Consider the following 24362-nt stretch of genomic DNA (forward strand, 5'->3'; position numbering starts at 1 on the left):
TTCCTTTCAGAGATAACGCAAAGTTATGAAAAACCGCAATGAGCACTTTTCCCTTCAAATATGTGGAACGTTAGAAGCTATAATGCAATCAAAATAAGAAATTGAGATAATTTGACTTTTGATTTGAAAAAAAGAAGTAATTTGCAGGCAGTGCAGCAAATATAGTGGTATGCGGTATCTACCGTAATTGTTTAATCATAAAAAATCATGGTATGAAACATTTCAATTTTATCTCGTTGTTTTCCGCTCTGGCTTTATTCTTTTGTGTGCAAAATACCCTTGCACAACAAAAAACAGAGGAGTTTGCACCTGTGTCGGATTTACGTGCAGAAGCGTACGGCTCTACCGTTTTCCTCCACTGGACTCCGCCGTATGACAATCCGATGATTCCTCTAAGCGAGAGTTTTGAATCAGGTATTCCGGCTATATGGAAGACCATTGACGCAGATGGCGATGGCTATAATTGGATGCATTTGACCAATTTCACGGGACAGAGTGGTCTCTGTGTCTCTTCGGCTTCATACATAGGCGGCGTCGGAGCTTTGACTCCGGACAATTATCTGATAACACCCGAATTAAAACTACCCACAGACGCGTTGGTGGAAATAATCTATTGGGTATGTACTCAAGATCTCACTGCTCCATCGGAGCACTATGCCGTTTATTCCTCTTCTACAGGCAATAATGCTGCTGACTTTGTTAATCTCTTATATGAAGAGACTTTGACTGCCAAACGGATACAATCCCCCGAGTTGATCCACGGAAATCGGACACAAGGTGTTTGGTATCAAAGAAAGGTGGTACTCCCTAACGATACTAAATATGTTGCTTTCCGCCATTTTAATTCCACGGATAATTTCTGGCTCAATTTGGATGAAGTATCTATCCTGTATACCCCTCTTCCCCGAAGAGCTCCGTGTCCGCATCCGGGTGGTTACACTTATTCTGTATTCCGTGATGGACAAAAGATAGCGAGTGGATTGTCGGCATTGGCATATATCGATACGGATGTACCGTATGGGACTCAAGTCTATTGTGTCCAAGTCAATTATCTGCAAGGAGACTCGTATAAAGTCTGCAAAAATATAGTGGTGGCAAATTCTGCAAACATCTATGGGGCGGATAAGCCTTTTGCGTTGACCGTGGTTGGCAAGACCATTGTAGCGAGTGCTATCAAAGGAGAGATCACTCTTTATGACATTCATGGTCGTCTGACAGCTTGCGGACGCGATACGCTTAGGTACAAAGCGGAAAATGGTTTTTACCTCATTAAAATACAGGTAAACGGAACTGTCTATACTGAGAAAATCCAAATCCAATAGCCTTTCTCTCTTAGCAGAGAAGTTCATCAGGTACTTTCTTTGCAGAAATACAGTTTGCCCGACTCTCCGCATAGGAAGAGTCGGGCAATTTTATGAAAGGACGAAAGGTAATAGCCCTGTAAAAGCCTTTATCCTTCAGCATTGAGCATTTGGAGTCGCTTCTCCAGATCAGGGAATTGGCTTTCGGGTAGGAGCGACGTACAGATACGCATCGCTTCGTTGCGCTTGCTGCCTGTCGTTTTTAGCGTGATGGCACACATACCGTAGCGCACAAACTTCTCGATCAACTTGCTGCTATCCATCCCCTTATAACCGACCGTGAAGTAGAATCCGTCAGCCAGCGGTTCATTGCCGTCCTTATCATAGACGATATTGAAGCCGTTGTCAAGGAACATTTTCTTCATGATCCGAGCCTTCCGGCCATATTCGATTACAGAGTCACGGAAGTTATATTCTCCATCGTTGCAGGCTTTGAGCATGGCAGCCATACCCCATTGTGCAGAGTGAGTGGCTCCCGAAGACAGAGCATACAGAGCCGATGATGACAATGCCTCGCCGAAACGCAGACGCCCGAATGACTCTTCCAAGTCCGAATACTCACGCTCGTAGAGCTTGCCCGATATCATGAGTACTCCGATGCGCTGACCGGCATAGCTGAATGCCTTGGAGCTGGAGAGAGCCAGTATATAATTGTCCGTGTAGTTGGCTACGGAAGGTTGATAGAGCGGCTCACCCGGATGGGAATAGTCCTTACGGAAATCCATGCCGAAGTATGCCAAGTCTTCTATGACGATAACATCATGTTTGGTCGCCAGCTCACCGATGATGCGCAGTTCTTCGTCCGTCATGCACTGCCAAGTGGGATTGTTCGGGTTGGAGTAGATGATAGAGCAGAACTGTCCTGTCTGCAGATAGCTTTCGAGCTTCTCGCGCAACTTTTCTCCGCGGTATTCGAAGAGGTCGAAGCTTTCGAACTTCTGACCGAGGATGCGACACTGTAGCTTGTTCAGATTGAACCCGGGGTCGATAAAGAGCGTACCGTATTCACGGTTTTTGTGTGTGCGATTGGCCACGAGGAAAGATACGAAGCATCCCTGCATCGAGCCTACCGTAGGTACGCAAGCACGTGCCGGTATGTCGATATTGACAAAGAGTTTGGCAAAGCGCGATGCCTCCTGCTTGAGTTCGGGCAGACCATCCAAATTGGGATAAATCGAAGCTACTCCTTCGCGTAGCTTTTGTATCTCCGTCTCTATACCGATCTGAGGTGCAGGAAGTCCGGGCACACCCATTTCCATACGGCAGAATTTAGTGCCGGTAGCCTTTTCCAGATTGGTCACCAAAGCTACCAGATCTCGGATCGAAGCCATGCCGAGGTCTTTGATGTGCAGTTCGTTTTGCTTTTCACGAATCAGTTTTTCATCGATTGGAAAATTCATCTCTTGATATTTTTTACTGTGTTCTTGAATTTCTTATATCTCTTACTTCGCATCGCTCAGACGAACTACCACGTCTACGGCCGATAGTCTTTCTCCACGTCCCATCAGCGGATTGATGTCCATCTCCTCGATCTCGGGCACTGCAGCCAGCAAACGGGAGATCTTACAGAGCGTATCGGCGATTACCTCGTCGTTGATGCCCTGTTTGCCGCGAATACCGCGAATGATCGGATAGGATTTGAGCGAACGGATCATTTCCAGTGCTTCGTTTTTGCCGAGAGGAGCCAGAGCACAGCGAATATCTTTCATCACTTCCACGAATATACCGCCCAGACCGCAGGTAATCAGATGACCGAATTCGCCCTCTTTCTTTACCCCGATGAAGACTTCCACGCCACTCTCCATCTGTGACACCTGTACCCCTTCAGCACCCTTGATTTGCATCAGCTTGCCAAAGCTCTCTTTTACGCCTTCTTCGGTCGAAACGTTCAGTATTACACCTCCGGCATCGGATTTGTGCGCCAGTCCCATTACTTTCATAGCCAATGGGAAACCGATACTACGTGCTGCATCCAGAGCTTCTGTCTCTGTTGTCACCAGACGTTCTTGCGGGCGAGTGATACCGGTCAAATCCAACAGCTGGAGCATATCGCCGGTTCCGAGCATACCGCTCTTGCCGGCGAGCAGACGGCGGATTTCTGCTGCTTTGGGCAATTCGCTCTCTTCAGTCATTTCGGGCTTGGGCGTTTGGTAGACCTTGCAGATGGCACGTGCCAAAGCCACTTCCTCTTCAAAGAGGATGCCTCCCTGAGCAATGAAACGCTCCATTCCTTCCTTCGCGTTGATCACAGAAGGTAGTACGGCATAGATCGGCTTCTTGCATTTTTTCTGTTGTTCGCGTATCACATCGTAAGCATCGCTCACATCGAAGAGTCCGGGGCTACCGAAAATCACGACCATACCGTCTATCGTGTCCAGATCTTTCTCGCAAGTATCGATCACTTTCGATAATTGCTCTGCTGTTCCCGTAGCGAGAATGTCGATCGGGTTAGCCACGGAAGAACCGTCAAACAGCTCCGACAGTAATGTGCGAGTCTTTTCTTCGGGAATCGGAGGGACGGACATACCTCCATTGGAGAGAGCATCCGTCAGCATAACGGCCGGACCGCCTGCATGTGTGATCACAGCCATATTCTTACCGGTGAGTACCGGATGTTGAAGTACGGCACCCACGGTAGCCAGTTCTTCACGGCTGTAGCAGCGCACTACACCGGCTTTGCGGAAGAGTGCATCTACAGCCACATCGGAGTTGAGCATGGCACCTGTGTGCGAAGCTGCAGCACGTCCCCCGTCTGAAGACGTCCCTGATTTGATGGCCGCAATGCGACAGCCTTTCTGTACCAATGATCTGGCATGTTTCAGGAAGCGTTTCGGTTTGGAGATAGTCTCTATATATAGGAGCAGTGTATGAGAAGAAGTGGCAGCATCGAATGTCTCGTCCAAATGTTCGAGCACATCTTCCACACCCGTTTGAGCAGCGTTGCCGACCGAATATACCGATGAGAAAGAAAGCCCCTTGCTCAGAGCCGACTCCATGATAAATACAGCAGTTGCCCCCGAACCGGAGATAAAGTCGCATCCCTTAGGCGTAAGTACCGGCACCGGAGTGGTAAATACCGATTGGTGCAGCGGATTCATTACGCCGACGCAGTTGGGGCCGATCAGGGTAGCTCCGGCTTCATTGGCCAGTTCGGCCATTTGCCGCTCGAGAGCCTTGCCTTCTGCACCCATTTCGGAGAACCCTGCAGAGAATACGATGATTCCTTTGGTCCCTTTTTCTTTCACCAGCACCTCGATCGTAGGTGGGCAGAAACGTGCAGGAATAGCCAAAATAGCCAAATCTACTTGGGGTAGATCTTTCACATTGGGCACACATTCCACTCCTTGTACGTTAGACACTTTCGGATTTACACCCAATACACGACCCTGAAACGAGCCGTTCAGAATGTTTTGTAATACTTTTCCACCGGGTTTTGTCACATCTTGCGACGCACCGATCACCGCAATAGTACGCGGTTCGATTAGTTGAGGAGTTATCATTATGTAATGCTTTAAGAAATCAGGTTTGAACCCTTTTCCGCAAAGAAAGAGAGGCGGGATATTACAGTCTGATGGATTCCCCTCTTTTTGCGGGCTCACAATATTACATCCTTTTTCCTACACAACGAAATAATTTTGTTGTGAAAAACAAGCAAAAACACTGAAAATTACCTACGTCATCTACCGGGGGGGCTTTGCCTGCCTTTCTCTGCTGACGGATGCTTACAGGCGCCGGATCGTGGGTCATTGCCTGCATCCGACCTTGGAGGTGAAGGGCTGCTTAAGTGTCCTGCATCAAGCTTTTGATTTCCATCGACAACGCCGAATCGATACGACTTTTTTCAGTACACGTCATAGATTGTTTACGTTCGGAAAATTTCTTTATTCGTGACTCGAAAAACGTGGCGCGGGAAAATTTTGCTTTTGGCGCGAGAAGTAAAATTTTTACGCGCCAGAACGAAAAAAATCTCGCGCCACTTCTTCCGAAAAACACGAGCCGCAGATGTGTAAAAACTCGCACAGAAAAAGTTGATGTGGGTATAAAAAGAAGAAGAGAGAGGAGGAGAGCCCCGATATCCGATAAAACTACTCATCGGATACCTTCCGAAAACATAAATATCGGATCTGCATCAATAGTGTCCTAAAAGTCCGTTTTTGGCAATAGGAGACCTTTGCACGGCGATAGGTGTGTATTTTGTTTATTAATTCATTGTATAATAGGGAGTTATTTTGTATATTTGAGCATTAAAAACAGCATAATATTCCTCCCATGGCATACCAATCCAAGAATACCGATGAGCATGTAACATTTGCAGACGCACTCCTTTCAAAGCGTTATCGCAAAGCACAAAACGACTTCCTCAATCAGGTTGACACGCTTATCGATTGGCGTCCGATCAGGACGCTGATCAACAAGAAATACACGAAGCGACAAAATGCCATCGGCGCCCCGGCTTATGACGTGATTCTCTTATTCAAGATGTTGCTTTTGGAGACATGGTACAACCTCAGTGATTGTGCTTTGGAGGAGCGCATCAATGATTCAATCACCTTTTCCCGATTCTTGGGGCTGAAGATGGAAGAGGTATCTCCCGACCACAGCACCATCAGTCGATTTCGTTCGGCACTGACAGAGTTGGGTCTCATGGACAAACTATTGGCGCAGTTTAACAAACAACTTTCCCGCCATCACATTTCGGTAAGGGAAGGGGTGCTTGTGGATGCAAGCCTTGTGGAGACGCCGCATAAACCCAACGGAAGCATTACGATTGAAGTCGCAGACGACAGAGAAGACAATCGGAGCGAGGCGGAAAAAGAGGCAGAGGAGGATTATCAAAAACAGGTTGTCCGTCAACGTAAAGGGACGGATGAAGAAGCCCGTTGGGTGTACAAACAAAAGCGTTATCACTACGGATACAAAAAGCATTGTCTGACCAATGTTCAAGGCATTGTTCAAAAGGTGATAACGACAGCAGCGAACCGCAGTGACACAAAGGAGTTTATTCCGCTATTGGAGGGTGCAAACATACCTCAAGGCACAGCCGTCTTGGCGGACAAAGGATATGCTTGCGGGGAAAATCGTTCCTACCTGCAAACCCATCACCTTCAAGACGGCATCATGCACAAGGCACAACGCAACAGGGCATTGACCGAGGAAGAGAAGCAACGAAACAAAGCAATCGGTCCGATACGGAGCACCATCGAACGCACCTTTGGCAGTATTCGCCGGTGGTTTCATGGCGGACGATGTCGATACCGGGGACTTGCCAAGACCCATACTCAAAACATTCTTGAAAGCATCGCCTTTAATTTATACAGAACGCCGGGGATAATTATGTCCTCATCCGTAGGATAAGGCATAACCCCCCTTGAGGAGCTCGTACAAGTAGCTCCTCAAAGGGGGGATTTACAACTACTTTCACTCCTTACTGCCACCCCTTTCACTCGCTCCTTTTATGCCAAGAACTCCTCTTCCCTCCATCTCCTTATTTTTCAAAGGTCTCAATAGATAAGGAGAGGAACTTCCCGGTGTCTCTCCTTCGTTGTGTTATCAGAGTCTCCTTGGACCAATAATATAAGCCTGCTTGCCCAAGTTGTTCGCTTGTAGCCTCGCCCCTTGATTAAGAATCTCTCGGCAGAGTTCCAAGTAGACAAGCACAGCAATCCTATTTACTACAAAAACAACATACGATTTTCTTCAGTACAGGTCATTTCGATAATTTGTGTCTATATTTGACAGTAGTAGCACGAATTTTCCATTGGGAAAAAAGAGTGCTGTGGCGTTTAATTAGAGATACTAACTCATGTATGGGAACTCTCTGTAGATATGCAATCTAAGTTTGCAATACCAAGGCGGACAGATCTCATCAAAAACAAAGCGTATTATGAAGAAATTTATTCAGGACTTCAAAGCGTTTGCTCTTAAGGGTAACGTAGTGGACATGGCTGTCGGTGTGATCATCGGTGGCGCATTCGGAAAGATCGTCACCTCCTTGGTGAACGACATCATGATGCCTCCCATCAGTTTGCTGACGGGTGGGGTCAACTTCACAGATCTGAAATTGGTATTGAGCAAGGCTGTCGTCGAAGGCGGAGAGGTCGTGAAACCGGAAGTGTCATGGAACTATGGCAATTTTATCCAGACTACAGTGGACTTCCTGATTTTAGCTTTCGTGATCTTCCTGATGATCAAAGCTATCATGGCTGCCAAGAGGAAAGAAGAAGAGGCACCTGCAGCTCCTGCTCCTACGCCACCTGAAATCGAACTGCTTACAGAGATTCGCGATTTGCTCAAGAAACAATAAGCACAGTAGTCTCCCCTACTCTTGGCCGCAAATGGCGAGGATATACCTCCGACCGGCCGGCCGGGAATGGGTGAGAAATAAAGAGAAACCACTACCCACAACTATCGAATATGGGGCATGCACGCTCTGCCGATAGTTTGAGTAATGGTTTCTTTGTTTTTCCGTTTACTCTTTGATAATAAGCGTTCCGATTGAAGAAAAGTGTCCGTAATAAGTGCATTATATACATTTCTTTTCTATTTTTGTGGTCGCTCAGCGGCTTACATCCCGATGACCTTTGGACGCCTACCACTCATGCACCGGCAGACGTTCGGAGCAGCCGATGTTAACCTCCGGCAGTTTAATTTAGAAAATCACATTCAAAAAGAATCTAAGCAATGATTATTGGCATTCCAAAAGAGATTATGCACGGCGAAAACCGTGTGTCGGCTACCCCTGAAACAGTGGCCAAATTTGTAGCAGACGGGTTCAAAGTTCTGTTTGAAAAAGGAGCAGGAGAAGGTGCTCAGTATCATGACGAAGAATATGCCCAGGCAGGTGCTACGCTGGTAGACGGAGCTAAGGCCGTTTATGACGGTGCCGAAGTGATCCTCAAGGTAAAAGAGCCTTTGTTCAACGAACAGCTCAATACGCACGAAGTAGAGCTGATGCGCAAAGGTCAGTATCTGATCACATTCATTCATCCGGCTTCACCGGTGAACCACGAAATGGTACGCAATCTGGCCAAACAGGGTGTTATCTCGCTGACTCTCGATGGTATCCCCCGTATCTCACGTGCACAAAACCTCGACGCACTGACTTCGATGAGTACTTGTGCCGGCTACAAAGGTATCCTGATGGCTGCCGAAGACTTCGCCAGCTTCATCCCGATGATGGGTACGGCTGTCGGTATGATTCCGCCCGCCAAAGTAATGGTGATCGGTGTGGGTGTGGCTGGCTTGCAGGCTTTGGCTACGGCTAAGCGTCTGGGAGCCATCACTTATGCTGCCGATATTCGCCCTGCAGCTGCCGAACAGGCTCAGAGCTTGGGAGCCAAGATCGTGGATACGACCGTTCCTGCCGAACTGGCTATCGCCGAAGGCGGATATGCCAACAAATTGCCCGATGATGTACTGGCCAAAGAACGCGAAGCCCTCAAGGCCACCATTCAGGATATGGATATCGTATTCTGTAGCGCATTGATCCCGGGCAAGGTAGCTCCGATCATCATCACGGAAGAAATGGTGAAGGGTATGAAGCGCGGCTCCGTAATCGTGGACATCTCTATCGACCAGGGCGGTAACTGCGAAATCACGCCGAAGGGAACCAAGGAAGTGAAGCACGGAGTGATGATCCAAGGTATCAAGAACATCCCCGGTATGCTTCCGAAAAGCTCTACTTGGATGTTCGCACAGAACATGTACAATCTAATGAAGTACCTCACAAAGAACGGTCGGATCGAATTGGATATGAACGACGAAGTTTGCAGCAAGATCCTCGTTACTCGCGACGGCGAAATCAAACACGCCGGTACTCGTGAAGCAATGGGTCTGTAATCGAACTGTTCCTACATCTTAATATCAAGAGCCAAGGAACGACCCCTCTCAAGTGGCCGTCCTTTGGCTCTTACTCATTTGAGCTAATACACCAATCACTCATATAATAATGAATCCGATCATTCTTATCATCGTGCTGATAGCTTCCACGCTTATCGGCTACAAGCTGATCAGCAATGTGCCGAGCTTGCTGCATACTCCGCTGATGTCGGGTATGAACGCTCTCTCCGGAGTAACCGTAATCGGAGCTATTGCAGCTGCCGGATTATCTTTCAAGTTCGGGCATGACGGCAAACTCATCCTCGGCCAAATCTTCGGAGGACTGGCCATCATCCTCGCTACCATCAATGTGGTGGGAGGTTTCGGTGTCACGCACCGCATGCTCCGTATGTTTAGCAAGAAAAAGAAAGGAGGCGACCAATGAGTCCTACCATCTATTATATACTCTGCGTCCTCCTCTCTCTGATGGTATTGGGGGGAATATCGATGATGAGCCGTGTGAAGACTGCCGTCATGGGCAATACCCTCAGTGCAGTGGCCATGTTGGGCGGTATCATCCTTACCCTTGTTTACAATGAGATCTTGCCTGCCTGGTCGGTTTATATCTTCCTGATTATCGGTGCCGGTATCGGTTGGACGATGGCACAGCGTGTCAAGATGATACAGATGCCTCAGATGGTGGCCTTGCTTAACGGTGTCGGAGGGGCTGCTTCCGCTCTCGTGGGGATTTTGTCTCTCGCAGCTATAGGAATCAATCCGAATAATAACACGGCTGCCGACTATCCGATCTTTTCGCAAGCTACCGGTATGCTGGCACTGACTGTCGGTATGATTACCCTCGTAGGTAGCCTTATCGCCGCCGGTAAGCTACACAAACTACTGCCTCAGAGACCGGTGATATGGCCTAACCACTCGATGTTTACCTCTTTGCTACTGATCCTGACCGTGGGATTCGTGGTGCTCGGTTCTGTTTCTATCGAAGGGTTTCCCCTCTTCTGGGCTATCATCGGAGGGCTGTTTTTCTCCTCTCTCTTCGGTTTGTTCTTCTCTATCCGTGTCGGTGGAGCGGATATGCCTATTACCATTTCGCTACTGAACTCCCTTAGCGGTGTGGCCGGAGCCATTGCCGGTATGGCTGTGGGCGATATTCTGCTCGTAGCCGTAGGAGGTATTGTCGGTGCCAGTGGTCTGTTGCTGACGCAGATTATGTGCCGCGCCATGAACCGCAAGCTCATGTCCATTCTGATGGCTTCGGGAGCAAAAGCAACACCTGCCGCTACAACGCCGACTACTGCTTCAAAACAAGAAAAAGGAGAGGTTGCCGCTCCTACTCCCATCAAAGCAGAGAAGACAGCCGGTAGCGTGCTACGCGATGCCAAGCGAGTCATCATCGTACCCGGTTACGGTATGGCATTGGCTCAGGCACAGCACCAAGTAAGACAGCTGGCCGATAAACTTACGGCTAACGGTACGGAAGTTCGCTATGCCATCCATCCGGTGGCGGGTCGTATGCCCGGACACATGAACGTACTTCTGTGCGAAGCCGATGTGCCCTATGACCAACTCTTCGAGATGGATGCCATCAACGGAGACTTCGCTCAGACGGATGCCGTGGTAGTAATCGGTGCCAACGACGTAATGAACCCTGCCGCCCGCAATGCTGAGGGTACGCCTATATACGGTATGCCCGTGCTGAACGTGGACGATGCTCCCGAAGTAATCATTTGCAACTTCGACCTGAAACCCGGTTATGCAGGTGTGGACAATCCGCTCTATACGCGAGCAACGGGTGTATTCCTCAAACTCGGAGATGCCAAGGAATCTCTGGCAGAGATCATGAAGGAAATGGATGCCACAAGCGATACGGCAGCTACTGCTGCTCCTGCCAAAGCAGAGAAGACAGCCGGCAGCGTACTGCGCGATGCCAAGCGAGTCATCATCGTACCCGGTTACGGTATGGCATTGGCTCAGGCACAGCACCAAGTAAGACAGCTGGCCGATAAACTTACGGCTAACGGTACGGAAGTTCGCTATGCCATCCATCCGGTGGCGGGTCGTATGCCCGGACACATGAACGTACTTCTGTGCGAAGCCGATGTGCCCTATGACCAACTCTTCGAGATGGATGCCATCAACGGAGACTTCGCTCAGACGGATGCCGTGGTAGTAATCGGTGCCAACGACGTAATGAACCCTGCCGCTCGCAATGCTGAGGGTACGCCTATATACGGTATGCCCGTGCTGAACGTGGACGATGCTCCCGAAGTAATCATTTGCAACTTCGACCTGAAACCCGGTTATGCAGGTGTGGACAATCCTCTCTATACGCGAGCAACGGGTGTATTCCTCAAGCTCGGAGATGCCAAGGAATCTCTGGCAGAGATCATGAAAGAAATGGATGCCACAAGCGATACGGCAGCTACTGCTGCTCCTGCCAAAGCAGAGAAGACAGCCGGCAGCGTACTGCGCGATGCCAAGCGAGTCATCATCGTACCCGGTTACGGTATGGCATTGGCTCAGGCACAGCACCAAGTAAGACAGCTGGCCGATAAACTTACGGCTAACGGTACGGAAGTTCGCTATGCCATCCATCCGGTGGCAGGTCGTATGCCCGGACACATGAACGTGCTTCTGTGCGAAGCCGACGTGCCCTATGACCAACTCTTCGAGATGGATGCCATCAACGGAGACTTCGCTCAGACGGATGCCGTGGTAGTAATCGGTGCCAACGACGTAATGAACCCTGCCGCTCGCAATGCTGAGGGTACGCCTATATACGGTATGCCCGTGCTGAACGTGGACGATGCTCCCGAAGTAATCATTTGCAACTTCGACCTGAAACCCGGTTATGCAGGTGTGGACAATCCGCTCTACACACGAGCAACGGGTGTATTCCTCAAACTCGGAGATGCCAAGGAATCTCTGGCAGAGATCATGAAAGAAATGGACATCGCATAGCTGTAAGCGACATCCATTCCAATATAAACGAAAAGGACTGTCAAAGGAGCTTGGAGCTCTTTGGCAGTCCTCTTTCTTTTGGCATTCACCCAACCTTACCGGACTAAATGATCATTGAGGAATCCACTCGCAAATATCGAAAAGATCAATGATTGCCTTTCAGAAAAGCTATCGGGAAATTGGGATCGATACGCATCGTCAGTTCCAAGGCGTGGCTCATCGCAAAACGATCCGAAGGCTGGAACCATACCCGAGCAACAGCCGCCAACGAAACACTTCGTGCCATCCGCCACGAATAGTCGGCATAGAGACGAATATAATCGCCCCAACCGTTCGTAAGAGGCTGTTTGTCATACGTCAGGGAATTGGCGAAAGGTGCAGCAAAGGGAGAAACGTAATGCCTGCCGTACCAATAGTCGGTACGAAAAGCGAAGTGCTCCAAGTCCATTCCGAGAGAAAGATAACCGCCCCACCCTCTTTCGTAAGGAAAGTATCCTCCGCTTGACAAGGCTGCCACACCATAAGCAGATCCCCAAATCTGCATGGGTTTGTCGGTACGAGGGCAATACGAAAGCTTAAGTCCGACAGCTCCATTGACCCATGTATGCACGGTATCCTGCTGCGCCCAGTTGTATTCCCCGCCGCGATGCGTGGCAATAGCCTGCAAGGGCAGTTCGAGTCGCCATTTGCCTTCACCCGATAACAATTTGGAAGTAGTGGACAAGCCAAAGACAAACGACTCCTGATGATTGTCATTTTTGAAAATCATGCTCATCCAATTGACCCAAACATCCATTCGGAAACGTGTCCAATCACCCCGAAATTGCACACCGGCTTCAGGATCAGCCGTCAAATCCAACTCAGGATTGTAGATCGGTTCGATCAGTCCGTGAGCCGTACCACCGGCTATATTGCCCAGCATGAGAGCAGTCGTGGCCGTCGGCTTCAGCATGGCCTGTACATAAGGCAGGATACGCAAGCGTACATAGTCGTTATAGTCCGTCCAATAAGGTAAATCGGAATAAGCGATACCGGCCGGATAGCGACTTGCCCCCCAGTAGTTCAGGGTAGATACTCCGAGCGAAAGCTTCACACCATGTGCTGCCGGCAGCGAGTAAGAGGCAAAAGCGGAAACCCGTGCACCCGGCAACGTATAACCTTTGACCGAACGTGCATTGTATTCATTGTTCCGAAAGAAAAGCGTACTTCGGATCGATGCCGAGAGTTCGTTCGGACGAATGCTGTCCGTCTCCGGTCGCTCTCCCGCCATGGAATAATAATGCTGCCCGCTAAGCACAGCAGGCAGCATCACAATCAAAGCGATAATAATGGCAGAGAATCTCATCCTTTCACCAAATCCTTCATACCGCCCAAGGCACCGAGCATACCGGTAGCCTCGAACGGGAGGTAAACGGTCTTGGTCTGATCGCCCTTGTTGATGTCCTTGAGCGTTTCGATATACTGCATGGCGATGAGGTATTGGGTCGGATTGGCACCACTACCGGCTACTGCTTCGCTGATCTGGCGGATAGCTTCGGCCTCTGCCTTGGCCACCAATATCTTAGCCTCTGCCTCAGCTTTGGCTCTGAGAATCTTGGCCTGCTTCTCTCCCTCAGCGTGGTTGATGGACTCCTGCATCTTACCCTCCGATTCGCGTATCAAAGCCTCTCGCTGTCCTTCGGCCTGGAGGATTTGAGCACGCTTGTCACGCTCGGCACGCATCTGCTTCTCCATGGCATCACGAATATCACGCGGAGGATTGATGTCCTGCAGCTCCACACGGTTTACCTTCACGCCCCATTTGTTGGTGGCTTCGTCGAGGATTTCGCGCAGCTTGCTGTTGATGGTATCGCGACTGGTCAGCGTCTGATCCAAATCCATCTCCCCGATCACGTTACGCAGACTTGTCTGAGTCAGCTTCTCGATGGCATCCGGCAAATTGGAAATCTCATACATGGCACGCATGGGATCCACGATCTGGAAATAGAGAATAGCATTGATCTCCGTCACCACATTGTCACGCGTGATCACACTCTGGCGAGCAAAGTCGTACACCGTTTCGCGTAGGTCGATACGGGTATCGTCCTTGAACTGCACCACATTCTGTCCGGAGGGTAGTGTATAAGCGATGCGCTTGCGTATGGGACGGGGTTTGTCGATAAAGGGGATGATGATACTGACTCCCGAACTAAGCGTACGATAGTACTTGCCAAGTCGTTCGATGATCATCGTCTCGGACTGCTGCACGATCTTCAAGCCATTGGCAATAATGGCTATCACAAGAATGATCAGAGCCGCAAGGATAAATCCTGTTGCTGTCATAATGAAATAAGTTTTATGTTGGATTATTATTGTTTGTCGTTGCCAAGAACCACTACATTCAGGACAATGCTTTCGTAAGATACGATTTCCACACGCATACCCTTTTCTATCACCTCCCCTGTCAGTGAGCGAGCCGTCCAAACATCTCCATCCACAGCCACGCGTCCTTTGTCCGTCGTCGGATCTATGGTTTCCGTCACCAGCACTTTCCGCCCTACAAGGGCATCCGCTCCCGTGGACACATGCGGCAGAGCCTTCTGTGCCCTCTTCTGCATAAAAGGTCTGAGCAGGAAGAGCGAGAGCAGCGAAGCCACGATAAAAAAAACGGTCTGCCACACAATAGACAACCCCAAGGCCGCCGGTATAATGGCAGCAAAAGCTCCCATACCGAAACAAGCCAAGAAGAAACCCGGGGTAAAAATCTCAAAAACAAAGAGCAGGATACCTGCTATCAGCCACCATTGCACAGGGGTAATCGATTCGAATAACATAGTTCTTTGAAACGTTTCTTAGAAGTATCTGATTTCAAAAGCCGGTCCCAAATTCGAAACCATGCTCTACAAAGATAAAGAAAAGGCGATGTGTACTGAAAAATGACATCATCACCGTCCGTCTTCACGTGTCTCTTTCTATTATAAGAAATGATGCTTCAAATACGACAAGGGGAGTCGAGGTCGTCGATCTGCTATTGAGTCTGAACTTCCCAAACAAGGGGGGAAACGAATTTTGAAGACGCAAAACAGGGAAAATTTCTAAGGTCGTTCTCATTTTACTTTAATTGGCCATAATGCACTGATAATTAGCATGTTGTAATGAGCACCGTACGCCTACGCTGGTCTCCTGCATCGTGCAGGAAGGCGTCGTACGCCTACGCCGGTCTCCTGCATCGTGCAGAAAGGCATCGTACGCCTACGATCGTTTTTCAATCTCTGCACGGGCTGTCATCACAGCCGACATGGTCCGGAGTTCATGGCCTTCGATAAAAATCATATCGATATTCACCGGTAAATGGAAAACATGAAATATGACAGGCAACGTGAAGTGGACTACTCCATCATAACACTGAAAAACGGAAATACGATAACAGTTCGTCGTAAGCCTGTAATTGGTCTGGGGACATTCCACAAATACAGTGCAGTATCTTGGAAAATCAGCAAATTGTTTATGTACAAGGGTTCCGCTTCGTGAGATGAAAAAGGGTATGAGAGATAAAAAGTTGCAGTCCAGAAACTATAGAGGGCAATCCCGACTTATTCGGAGCAAAACAGGGACGCAGATCCCATGCAACGACGAGCCATGCTGTGCTCAATGAGAGCGGATTGTAAGAAAACGATTTTGTAATTTTCAATCGTAAGTGCAACACTTTCTACAGAAAAATTCCCGACGAGGTTAGCCTCGTCGGGGAATAAAATCAATCGTTTGATTTCGTGTTGCATTTATCATATTAAGGGTTTGGACAAAGAAAGAGAAGAGACATTCTGCGCTATCTTTGCTTGCAGATGATAGATTTATTTCAGATCGATACAGGATCTTCTCTGCTTCTACCATTCGCAGATGAAGGTATTCGCGCAGGATTTCCCTCTCCTGCACAGGACTATATGGATATTGCCATTGACCTGAATCATGAGTTGATAACTCACCCATACAGCACGTTCTACGGAAGGGTAAAGGGCAATTCAATGGAAGATGCCCATGTGTTCGACGGCGATATTCTTGTTATAGACAAGTCCCTTGAAGCGCGGGATGGCGATATGGCTGTCTGCTTTTTGGATGGAGAATTTACCCTGAAAACAATCCGCATCAAATCGGAAGAGATTCTACTCGAACCGGCCAACCCCGACTATCCTACCATACATGTATCGGCAGACAACGATTTCGTCATCTGGGGCATCGTAACCTATTGTATTCACAAAACAAGAAGATGATCGGCCTATGTATGCCCTCTTAGACTGCAACAACTTCTTCGTCAGTTGCGAAAGGGTGTTCGACCCCTCGCTCCGAAACAGGCCGGTCGTTGTCCTCTCCAATAACGATGGTTGTATCATCGCTCGCAGCAATGAAGCCAAAGCATTGGGGATAGGGATGGGACAACCTTTCTTCAAGGTGCAGGACTTGATTCGTCGGCACAATGTGGCATTCTTCAGCTCGAACTTCATTCTCTACGGCGATATGTCCCGACGAATCATGTCGCTTGTATCGGAACTTGCACCTCGGATGTCGATCTATTCGATAGACGAGTGTTTCATGGATTTGAGAGGAGTGAAAGATTATATGTCGCTATGCCACATGATAGTCGATAGAGTCCGCCAATGTACGGGTATACCGGTAAGTATAGGTGTAGCCGATACGATGACCCTGTCCAAAGTGGCAGACAAATATGCCAAGAGGTATGCAGGTTACAAGGGCGTATGCGCCATAGACTCCGAAGAAAAGAGGAGAAAGGCTCTGCAAATGTTCGATGTAAGCGATGTATGGGGAATAGGGCGCAGACTATCTCGCAAGCTATACTATTATGGTATCAATACGGCAGCCGACTTTGCTTCGATGAGAGAAGGTCGGGTATATCATTTGGCCGGCACTTCGGGCGTCAGGACATGGCAGGAGCTTAGGGGCGAAGCCTGCATAGAGATGAAATTGCCACAGCCTCGCCAAAGTGTCTGCACCACGCGCTCTTTCGGCCATCCATGCCGAGATTTTGACTCCCTTCTCAGGCATTTGGCTGTTTTCGCCGATAGTTGCTGTACGAAGATACGTGAAGAAAAAAGCAGGGCACGCCGTTTGAGTATCTTTATAAGCTGTAGCCGATTTGATCAGGAGAACGACTATTCCGGCCGGAATGAGATGCTCCTTCCCGTAGCTACTTCTGACCCTTCAGAACTGATCCCAAAGATTCGCACCCTGCTACAAGAGATTTATCGGCCAAATCTGCCCTACAAACAGGCAGGAGTGATCTTGTCCGACTTGGTAGCGGAGGCCTATCAGCTCAATCTTTTCGACCCGATCGATCGCATGCGGCAGGAGCGTTTCTTATCCTCTGTGGATGCGATCCGCCAGCGTTTCGGAAGAGATAGTCTGACCGTTGCTACCCAAGAAACAGAAGCTATAGCATCTGTCTCTTCGATCAAGCATCGTTCGCGCAGATATACGACCGATATGAACGAGGTCATAGATGTCGTTCTGCCCGATCAGCGAAAAAGCGGAGAAAAAAATCGACGACCAACAGCCGGTAAGGAGAAGCCGATCGAGAGACCTCTTGCAAATACCGACTGCAAACCGCCGATTATACGATTATAATTATAGCTTTAGGCCAGGAAGTAAACCATCAGACCTACGACCACCACATAGAAGAGAGCATAAGGAATGGCAGAACGGAGGATGCTGCCTTCCTCGCCCTGTTGGTTGCAAGATGCCGTAGCAATGGCAATGCTCTGTGGCGAAATGATCTTTCCACCCGTAGCTCCTGCCGTATTGGCTGCAGCCAGCCACTGGGTATCCACACCGATCTGATGAGCTACTCCTGCCTGCAACTTGCCGAAGAGGATATTGGACGAAGTATCGCTACCTGTGACAAAGGTTCCTACGGCACCTATGAGCGGAGCAAACAGGGGATAGAGCGTTCCGGTGGCCTCGGCCAATGCCGTAGCGATGACAAGTATCATTCCGCTATAAGTCATGATGGCACTCATTGCTACAAGACTGATGATGGTGACACCGCTTTTCCTCAGCCCGATAATGGTTTTCCCCAAAATGGCGAATAGCTTTCCGGCTGAAACTCCCTGTACCAAGCCTCCGATAAAAGCTCCGAGGAAGAGCATAAGACCGGCATTGCTAAGCCAGCCGAAATTGAACGTCTTACCATCATGGTAGATAGGCAGAGCTATTTTTGATACCAGATTGGACTTGAGGAAATCGCTTACGGGACCACTCACCGGGCTGGCCAGCACAATGAAGAATAGAATAAAGAGATAGACGCTCCATGCTTCGAAAATCTGCTTGCCGCTGTACTTCTCAGGAGCCACAGACGTATCTGCAGCTTTCTTGGCCGTCAATTTGGCAAAGGTGATAATGACGATAATAGCGACAATACTACCGAATATAGCCGGCGTTTCTGCTCCCAGATAGCGTGCCGAAGCATACTGCACTGCCAAAGAAACACCTCCTACCAGCAAGGCAAGAATGATATTCTTGGGCTGGCTCTTGGCACTCCTGTCCGTCAGGAAAAGAATGATGTATGGAATGATGAACATCAGTACAGAAAGTTGGAGTACAACGTGTGCACTGATGGCCTGAATCTCTCCAGCTGTGGCCACACCGTTGGCCGCTATCTCATTGGCCAATGTCGTTACAGGTACTCCTACTGCACCGAAACCCGTAGCTACACTATTGGCTATCAGACTGACCAATGCGGAGAACCCGGGTTTAAATCCCAGACTGATAAGGATGGCTGCCGGTATAGCTACTGCCGTACCAAAACCGGCCATTCCTTCAAGGAGACCTCCGAATCCCCATACAAGCAATAGGACTTGGATGCTTTTGTCCTGGCTTATGCCGGTAAATTGTTTCTTGATGATCTCGATTTTACCGGATTCGAGTAGTACATTATAGCTGTATATAGCCATCAAAATGATAATCAAAATAGGGAAGATAGCCTTGAGGGCACCTTCCACAAAAGCCCATCCGACACCTGTCTGGGTAAAATCTGTAGGGGCAAATCCGAGGGCAGGAGCTGCGAATAAAGCTACCAATGCTGCACAAACAAGTGCCAGAACAGCACTCTTGTCACCCGCCATCCTAAGCCCAAGCATCAAAACGATGAGGAGAACGATGGGTAGAATCGAGAGAATAACATCCATGATCGATTGTTTTTAGTGTGTATTGAGATTGATATCTACGCAAAGAAAATAAAAAACCATTGCCCTCGCATCATTTAATGACATCCGATATAATCTTTGAGGACAGGAATGTAATAGCTCCCGAAATAGATAAAGACAATGTGATTCGGCCAACTATTTATCCAATAAAATAGTGATAGGAAAAAGGCATATACAAACGTCCACAAGGCGTAGTGAGAAGACATACGCCTGCATGAGTCGATCCCGAATATGGCTGTTTTCATTGAAAACTCTATCTTTGCGCATGGGAGTATTAATAACTCAAACAGAAAAAAGATGAATAAGATGGTTGTTTTGGCAGCCGCCATAGGTATGACGGTTGCATTCGGCTCATGCAAATCCAAGCAAAGTGCCTACCGCCAAGCTTACGAGCAGGCCAAAGAACGTGAGATTGCCCAAGCTGAAGACAAGGATATGGAAACTCGTCCGATAGTTTCTAAACCGGCTACCAATGTACAAATCCGTCAAGAAAAGCTCTCTGCTTACAGTGGGGAAGATGCTTCTCGATTGGATCGGTTCAGTGTAGTGGTAGGCAGCTTCCGCAATGCAACGAATGCTCGTTCTCTGAAAGAACGCTTGGAATCTGAAGGTTATACCCCTATTTTGGCAGAAAACGAACAGGGGATGCTACGTGTAATCGTAGCCAGCTTCCCTTCACGCGAAGAGGCCATCGCTGCCCGTGAGGCCGTCAAGGAACGCTATGCCCCGAATTTTCAGGATGCATGGCTGCTTGAGCGTGCTAACTAATGGACATCAGACAAGACTATCCACTCTCCAAGCGCAATACATTCGGTATTGCAGCCCGGACAGATTGGTGGATCGACTACACATGCGACGCCGATATTGATCGGTTGGTGAAAGACGAATTCTTTCAAGAATGTCGCGTACAAACTATTGGCGAGGGGAGCAATCTGCTCTTCCTCGCTAATTTTCATGGTATACTGCTTCATTCCGAAGTAAAGGGTATCACCGAACTGCACAAGGATCAGGACAGCATTCTTTTGCGTGTAGGGTCGGGTATGGTATGGGACGACTTCGTCGCTTATGCCGTAGAGAATAACTATTATGGTATAGAGAACCTCTCTCTCATTCCGGGCCAAGTGGGAGCATCGGCTGTCCAAAACATCGGAGCCTATGGAGTAGAAGTATCTCAGCTGATCGAGGCGGTTCATGCTCGTCATTACCGAACAGGAGAATCCCGTGTATTTCGCAATGAGGACTGCCGATACGCGTACAGATACAGTATCTTCAAAGAACCGGACTATGCCGAATGGGCTATTATGTATGTGGACTATCGTCTACGTCTGAGGCCCTCTTTTTCACTTGAATACAAAGCCTTGGCCAAGGTTTTGGAAGAAGAACGAATCACCCCTACCCTACAATCGATTCGAGATACGGTCATACGCATCCGCAATTCCAAATTGCCCGATCCGGCCACAATAGGCAATGCGGGCAGCTTCTTCGTAAATCCGGTGGTATCCGCCGAGAAATTCAATACCCTGCAAACCGAATATCCCTCCATACCAAGCTATCCCCAACCGGATGGCAGCGTGAAAGTTCCGGCCGGATGGCTGATCGAGCAATGCGGATACAAAGGGCATCGCTCCGGTGCAGTAGGTGTCTATGAGCATCAGGCTTTGGTCTTGGTGAACTATGGCGGAGCTACGGGCACTCAGGTGGGAGCTTTGGCAGAAGAGATCATAGGCAATGTCCGACAGAAATTCGGAATCACTCTCCATCCGGAGGTCAAATACATTTTATAATATCAAGAAGCAAGCCTTTTGCCCCCATGCGTTGCATATTATTAGGCTCAGGCACCAGCACCGGCGTCCCCGAAGTCGGCTGTCATTGTAGGGTATGTCGTAGCAAAGACAGGCATGACAAGCGCACCCGTACTTCTCTTCTTATAATCACGGATGCAGGGAAACGAATCCTCATCGACTGCAGCCCGGACTTTCGCCAACAAGCTCTGTTTGCCGGCATCGATTCGCTCGATGCCGTTTTGCTGACTCACGAACATTTTGACCACATCGGTGGACTCGACGATCTGCGCACCATCTGTTGGCATCGCGAACTTGCTGTCTATGCTGAACAGAATGTATTGGACTCCATACGCGACAGGCTGCACTATGTATTCCGCAAAAATCCTTATCCGGGCACTCCTCTACTGAAACTATGCGAAGTAAAACCCGATATGCCGTTTCAAGTGGCAGACCTGACGGTAGAGCCTCTTCGAATAATGCATGGCAGGTTGCCGATACTCGGATATAAAATAGGAAAGATGGCTTTCCTTACCGATATGAAGGATATAGCAGCAGAAGAAATCGAGTGCCTGAAAAGCTGTCGACTTCTTTTTATCAACGGGCTTCGCTACCGAAAGGAACATCCTTCGCACCAGACCATAGAGCAAGCTATTAACACAATAGGACAAATCGGTAATCCGGAAAGTGTCCTGATTCACCTCTCCCACCATGCACCCCTGCATCAGGAACATTTGGAAATTCTTCCTCCACATATCCATTCGGGATATGATGGCCTGGAAGCTATAATCGACGAAAAGGGGATAAGAATAAAAGACTTCGAACCGCATGTTTCCCGTTCGGAATACCATTATCAGGACTGCGGACGCATCGGTTACGAATCGGCACTGACCCTGCAACGCAAGCTCTTCCATGATGCTGTAGCAGACAAAATGGAAAACAGGGAACCGCAAAATACGCTGCTCTTCTGTGAGCATGAACCGGTTCTAACCTTGGGCAAACACGGTCATGAAGAAAATCTGTTGCTGTCCGAGTCCGAGCTGAAAAGTCGCGACATCCGACTATTTCATATAGAACGAGGAGGGGATATCACCTACCACGGGCCGGGACAAATTACGGGATACCCCATATTCGATCTCGAACAATACGGTATCGGCTTACGCACCTATATCGAAATGCTTGAGCAGTGTATCATCGATCTCATTGCCATATTCGGTCTGAAAGGCGAACGTTCGGCCGGAGCATCCGGCGTATGGCTGGATCCCGATATACCGGGGCGTGCTCGCAAAATCTGCGCGATAGGGGTGAAAAGCAGTCGGCACATAACGATGCATGGCTTTGCCCTCAATGTCAATACGGATCTCGATTACTTCAAACTGATCAACCCCTGTGGATTCTCGGATAGAGGGGTGACTTCTATCAGTCGTGAACTTGGACGCGAGCAGGATTTTATCCTCGTCAAGCAACAACTCGAAGCTGTTTTCCGACGCAATTTCGGCGCTTTATAGCTTTTCTCTTCACACTGCATTTTGACCCATAGACCGAAAAACAAGGGAGAGTACCCCCATTATCCAAATCATATTCGGTATTCTTTTCATCATCGTTCCTTACATTTTATCGTTATACATTCACTCCTGCCTTTGAGGGAGCAGGTAGTCATTCAAATCCTCGTGGTCGGTATCAGAGGAGACCTTTGCAAAATAAGGAGGTGGAGTAAAGAGGAGTTCTTCGCATAAAAGGAGCGAGTGAAAGGGGTGGCGGTAAGGAGTGAAAGTAGTTGTAAATCCCCCCTTTGCGGAGCTGCTTGCACGAGCTCCTCAAGGGGGGGGTTATGCCTTATCTTAGAGATGAGGACATAATTATCCCCGGCGTTCTGTATAAATTAAAGGCGATGCTTTCAAGAATGTTTTGAGTATGGGTCTTGGCAAGTCCCCGGTATCGACATCGTCCGCCATGAAACCACCGGCGAATACTGCCAAAGGTGCGTTCGATGGTGCTCCGTATCGGACCGATTGCTTTGTTTCGTTGCTTCTCTTCCTCGGTCAATGCCCTGTTGCGTTGTGCCTTGTGCATGATGCCGTCTTGAAGGTGATGGGCTTGCAGGTAGGAACGATTTTCCCCGCAAGCATATCCTTTGTCCGCCAAGACGGCTGTGCCTTGAGGTATGTTTGCACCCTGCAATAGCGCAATAAACTCCTTCGTGTCACTGCGGTTCGCTGCTGTCGTTATCACCTTTTGAACAATGCCTTGAACATTGGCCGGACAATGCTTTTTGTATCCGTAGTGATAACGCTTTTGTTTGTACACCCAACGGGCTTCTTCATCCGTCCCTTTACGCCGGCGGACAACCTGTTTTTGATAATCCTCCTCTGCCTCTTTTTCCTCCTCGCTCCGATTGTCTTCTCTGTCGTCTGCGACTTCAATCGTAATGCTTCCGTTGGGTTTATGCGGCGTCTCCACAAGGCTTGCATCGACAAGCACCCCTTCCCTTACCGAAATGTGATGGCGGGAAAGTTGTTTGTTAAACTGCGCCAACAGTTTGTCCATGAGACCCAACTCTGTCAGTGCCGAACGAAATCGACTGATGGTGCTGTGGTCGGGAGATACCTCTTCCATCTTCAGTCCCAAGAATCGGGAAAAGGTGATTGAATCATTGATGCGCTCCTCCAAAGCACAATCACTGAGGTTGTACCATGTCTCCAAAAGCAACATCTTGAATAAGAGAATCACGTCATAAGCCGGGGCGCCGATGGCATTTTGTCGCTTCGTGTATTTCTTGTTGATCAGCGTCCTGATCGGACGCCAATCGATAAGCGTGTCAACCTGATTGAGGAAGTCGTTTTGTGCTTTGCGATAACGCTTTGAAAGGAGTGCGTCTGCAAATGTTACATGCTCATCGGTATTCTTGGATTGGTATGCCATGGGAGGAATATTATGCTGTTTTTAATACTCAAATATACAAAATAACTTCCTATTATACAATGAATTAACAAACAAAATACACACTAATTGCCGTGCAAAGGTCTCCAGAGAGGAACGGTCAATGACCTTTTCTCCGAAATATGCCCTCAGCCTTTCCAATGTTCTTCGTCCCGCATCATCATTGTCGAGATAGCATTCTATCCTGCGATAAACGCCCAACACTATCTTGCGTTGTGGGTCCGGGACTATGAAGAGACTTTCCGATAGACTGAATACATGACTAACGGTTCATACAACGACTATAAAAT

The 24362-nt window shown here is 48.7% G+C and carries 20 protein-coding genes and 3 pseudogenes; 13 read left to right on the plus strand and 10 right to left on the minus strand.

Annotated elements, in window-relative coordinates:
* The first annotated feature begins 212 nt into the window (after positions 1 to 212).
* Positions 213 to 1322, plus strand: coding sequence for a choice-of-anchor J domain-containing protein (locus tag PGN_RS05340; protein ID WP_012458040.1), 1110 nt, complete (start codon positions 213 to 215; stop codon positions 1320 to 1322).
* 128 nt (positions 1323 to 1450) lie between these two features.
* Here PGN_RS05340 and PGN_RS05345 read toward each other — a convergent pair whose 3' ends face one another.
* From PGN_RS05345 to PGN_RS11895, 3 genes are all read right to left on the minus strand, one after another.
* Positions 1451 to 2761 carry a pyridoxal phosphate-dependent aminotransferase gene (locus tag PGN_RS05345; RefSeq protein ID WP_012458041.1) on the minus strand — a complete coding sequence of 437 codons (1311 nt, stop codon included), beginning with the start codon at positions 2759 to 2761 and terminating at the stop codon, positions 1451 to 1453.
* Positions 2762 to 2803: 42 nt separating this feature from the next.
* Entirely contained in the window at positions 2804 to 4861 is a 2058-nt protein-coding gene (locus PGN_RS05350) for an acetate--CoA ligase family protein (RefSeq protein ID WP_012458042.1), read from the minus strand.
* 362 nt (positions 4862 to 5223) lie between these two features.
* On the minus strand, positions 5224 to 5316 hold the full coding sequence (locus PGN_RS11895; RefSeq protein ID WP_230847081.1) for a DUF1661 domain-containing protein: 93 nt from the start codon (positions 5314 to 5316) through the stop codon (positions 5224 to 5226).
* Between PGN_RS11895 and PGN_RS11595 the strand changes: the two genes are divergently transcribed.
* The 7 genes and pseudogenes from PGN_RS11595 (at position 5285) to PGN_RS05375 (ending at position 12158) form a co-directional block, all read left to right on the plus strand.
* On the plus strand, positions 5285 to 5371 hold the full coding sequence (locus tag PGN_RS11595) for a DUF1661 domain-containing protein (protein ID WP_230484060.1): 87 nt from the start codon (positions 5285 to 5287) through the stop codon (positions 5369 to 5371). The genes PGN_RS11895 and PGN_RS11595 overlap by 32 nt on opposite strands.
* A 259-nt stretch (positions 5372 to 5630) precedes the next feature.
* Positions 5631 to 6716 carry an IS5 family transposase gene (locus PGN_RS05355; protein ID WP_012457330.1) on the plus strand — a complete coding sequence of 362 codons (1086 nt, stop codon included), beginning with the start codon at positions 5631 to 5633 and terminating at the stop codon, positions 6714 to 6716.
* A 3-nt stretch (positions 6717 to 6719) separates the two neighbouring features.
* A pseudogene (locus PGN_RS11900) lies at positions 6720 to 6873 on the plus strand (DNA methylase).
* Positions 6874 to 7245: 372 nt separating this feature from the next.
* Positions 7246 to 7665 carry a large-conductance mechanosensitive channel protein MscL gene (mscL, locus tag PGN_RS05360; protein ID WP_004585532.1) on the plus strand — a complete coding sequence of 140 codons (420 nt, stop codon included), beginning with the start codon at positions 7246 to 7248 and terminating at the stop codon, positions 7663 to 7665.
* A 377-nt stretch (positions 7666 to 8042) separates the two neighbouring features.
* Complete coding sequence (locus tag PGN_RS05365) at positions 8043 to 9200, plus strand: Re/Si-specific NAD(P)(+) transhydrogenase subunit alpha (RefSeq protein WP_004585530.1); 1158 nt, start codon at positions 8043 to 8045, stop codon at positions 9198 to 9200.
* A 109-nt stretch (positions 9201 to 9309) separates the two neighbouring features.
* A complete protein-coding gene (locus PGN_RS05370; protein WP_004585529.1) occupies positions 9310 to 9624 on the plus strand; it encodes an NAD(P) transhydrogenase subunit alpha in 315 nt (104 codons plus the stop codon).
* A complete protein-coding gene (locus PGN_RS05375) occupies positions 9621 to 12158 on the plus strand; it encodes an NAD(P)(+) transhydrogenase (Re/Si-specific) subunit beta (RefSeq protein WP_012458043.1) in 2538 nt (845 codons plus the stop codon). Before PGN_RS05370 ends, PGN_RS05375 begins: the two co-directional genes overlap by 4 nt.
* 145 nt (positions 12159 to 12303) lie before the next feature.
* Here PGN_RS05375 and lpxZ read toward each other — a convergent pair whose 3' ends face one another.
* The 3 genes from lpxZ to PGN_RS05390 are packed head-to-tail and all read right to left on the minus strand — an operon-like array spanning position 12304 to position 14971.
* Positions 12304 to 13503 carry a lipid A deacylase gene (gene lpxZ, locus PGN_RS05380; protein ID WP_012458044.1) on the minus strand — a complete coding sequence of 400 codons (1200 nt, stop codon included), beginning with the start codon at positions 13501 to 13503 and terminating at the stop codon, positions 12304 to 12306.
* Positions 13500 to 14480, minus strand: coding sequence for an SPFH domain-containing protein (locus tag PGN_RS05385; RefSeq protein ID WP_004585525.1), 981 nt, complete (start codon positions 14478 to 14480; stop codon positions 13500 to 13502). Before PGN_RS05385 ends, lpxZ begins: the two co-directional genes overlap by 4 nt.
* 26 nt (positions 14481 to 14506) lie before the next feature.
* The gene (locus tag PGN_RS05390; protein ID WP_010956285.1) at positions 14507 to 14971 is read right to left on the minus strand and encodes an NfeD family protein; all 465 of its coding nucleotides are present in this window, start codon (positions 14969 to 14971) and stop codon (positions 14507 to 14509) included.
* 1008 nt (positions 14972 to 15979) lie between these two features.
* On the opposite strand from PGN_RS05390, the gene PGN_RS05400 reads away from it, so the two are divergent.
* Together PGN_RS05400 and PGN_RS05405 are read left to right on the plus strand one after the other, a co-directional pair.
* Positions 15980 to 16405, plus strand: coding sequence for a LexA family protein (locus PGN_RS05400; RefSeq protein WP_012458045.1), 426 nt, complete (start codon positions 15980 to 15982; stop codon positions 16403 to 16405).
* A gap of 7 nt (positions 16406 to 16412) precedes the next feature.
* Positions 16413 to 17774, plus strand: coding sequence for a Y-family DNA polymerase (locus PGN_RS05405; RefSeq protein ID WP_012458046.1), 1362 nt, complete (start codon positions 16413 to 16415; stop codon positions 17772 to 17774).
* A gap of 8 nt (positions 17775 to 17782) precedes the next feature.
* Here PGN_RS05405 and PGN_RS05410 read toward each other — a convergent pair whose 3' ends face one another.
* Positions 17783 to 19333, minus strand: a complete 1551-nt coding sequence (locus tag PGN_RS05410) for an L-lactate permease (protein WP_012458047.1) — start codon at positions 19331 to 19333, stop codon at positions 17783 to 17785.
* A 315-nt stretch (positions 19334 to 19648) separates the two neighbouring features.
* Between PGN_RS05410 and PGN_RS05415 the strand changes: the two genes are divergently transcribed.
* The 3 genes from PGN_RS05415 to PGN_RS12170 are packed head-to-tail and all read left to right on the plus strand — an operon-like array spanning position 19649 to position 22640.
* Positions 19649 to 20119, plus strand: a complete 471-nt coding sequence (locus tag PGN_RS05415) for an SPOR domain-containing protein (RefSeq protein WP_012458048.1) — start codon at positions 19649 to 19651, stop codon at positions 20117 to 20119.
* The gene (gene murB, locus PGN_RS05420) at positions 20119 to 21135 is read left to right on the plus strand and encodes a UDP-N-acetylmuramate dehydrogenase (RefSeq protein WP_004585516.1); all 1017 of its coding nucleotides are present in this window, start codon (positions 20119 to 20121) and stop codon (positions 21133 to 21135) included. The genes PGN_RS05415 and murB overlap by 1 nt, the downstream gene beginning before the upstream one ends.
* 26 nt (positions 21136 to 21161) lie before the next feature.
* A complete protein-coding gene (locus PGN_RS12170; RefSeq protein WP_012458049.1) occupies positions 21162 to 22640 on the plus strand; it encodes an MBL fold metallo-hydrolase in 1479 nt (492 codons plus the stop codon).
* A gap of 172 nt (positions 22641 to 22812) precedes the next feature.
* Here PGN_RS12170 and PGN_RS12390 read toward each other — a convergent pair.
* From PGN_RS12390 to PGN_RS11915, 3 genes and pseudogenes are all read right to left on the minus strand, one after another.
* Positions 22813 to 22942: pseudogene (locus PGN_RS12390) on the minus strand (DNA methylase).
* A gap of 26 nt (positions 22943 to 22968) precedes the next feature.
* Complete coding sequence (locus PGN_RS05430; RefSeq protein WP_012458050.1) at positions 22969 to 24054, minus strand: IS5 family transposase; 1086 nt, start codon at positions 24052 to 24054, stop codon at positions 22969 to 22971.
* A gap of 21 nt (positions 24055 to 24075) precedes the next feature.
* Positions 24076 to 24264 (minus strand): annotated as a pseudogene (locus PGN_RS11915) (hypothetical protein); the annotation flags it as partial.
* Between the last annotated feature and the right edge of the window lie 98 nt (positions 24265 to 24362).

The organism is Porphyromonas gingivalis ATCC 33277 (assembly GCF_000010505.1).
Classification (GTDB): Bacteria; Bacteroidota; Bacteroidia; order Bacteroidales; family Porphyromonadaceae; genus Porphyromonas; species Porphyromonas gingivalis.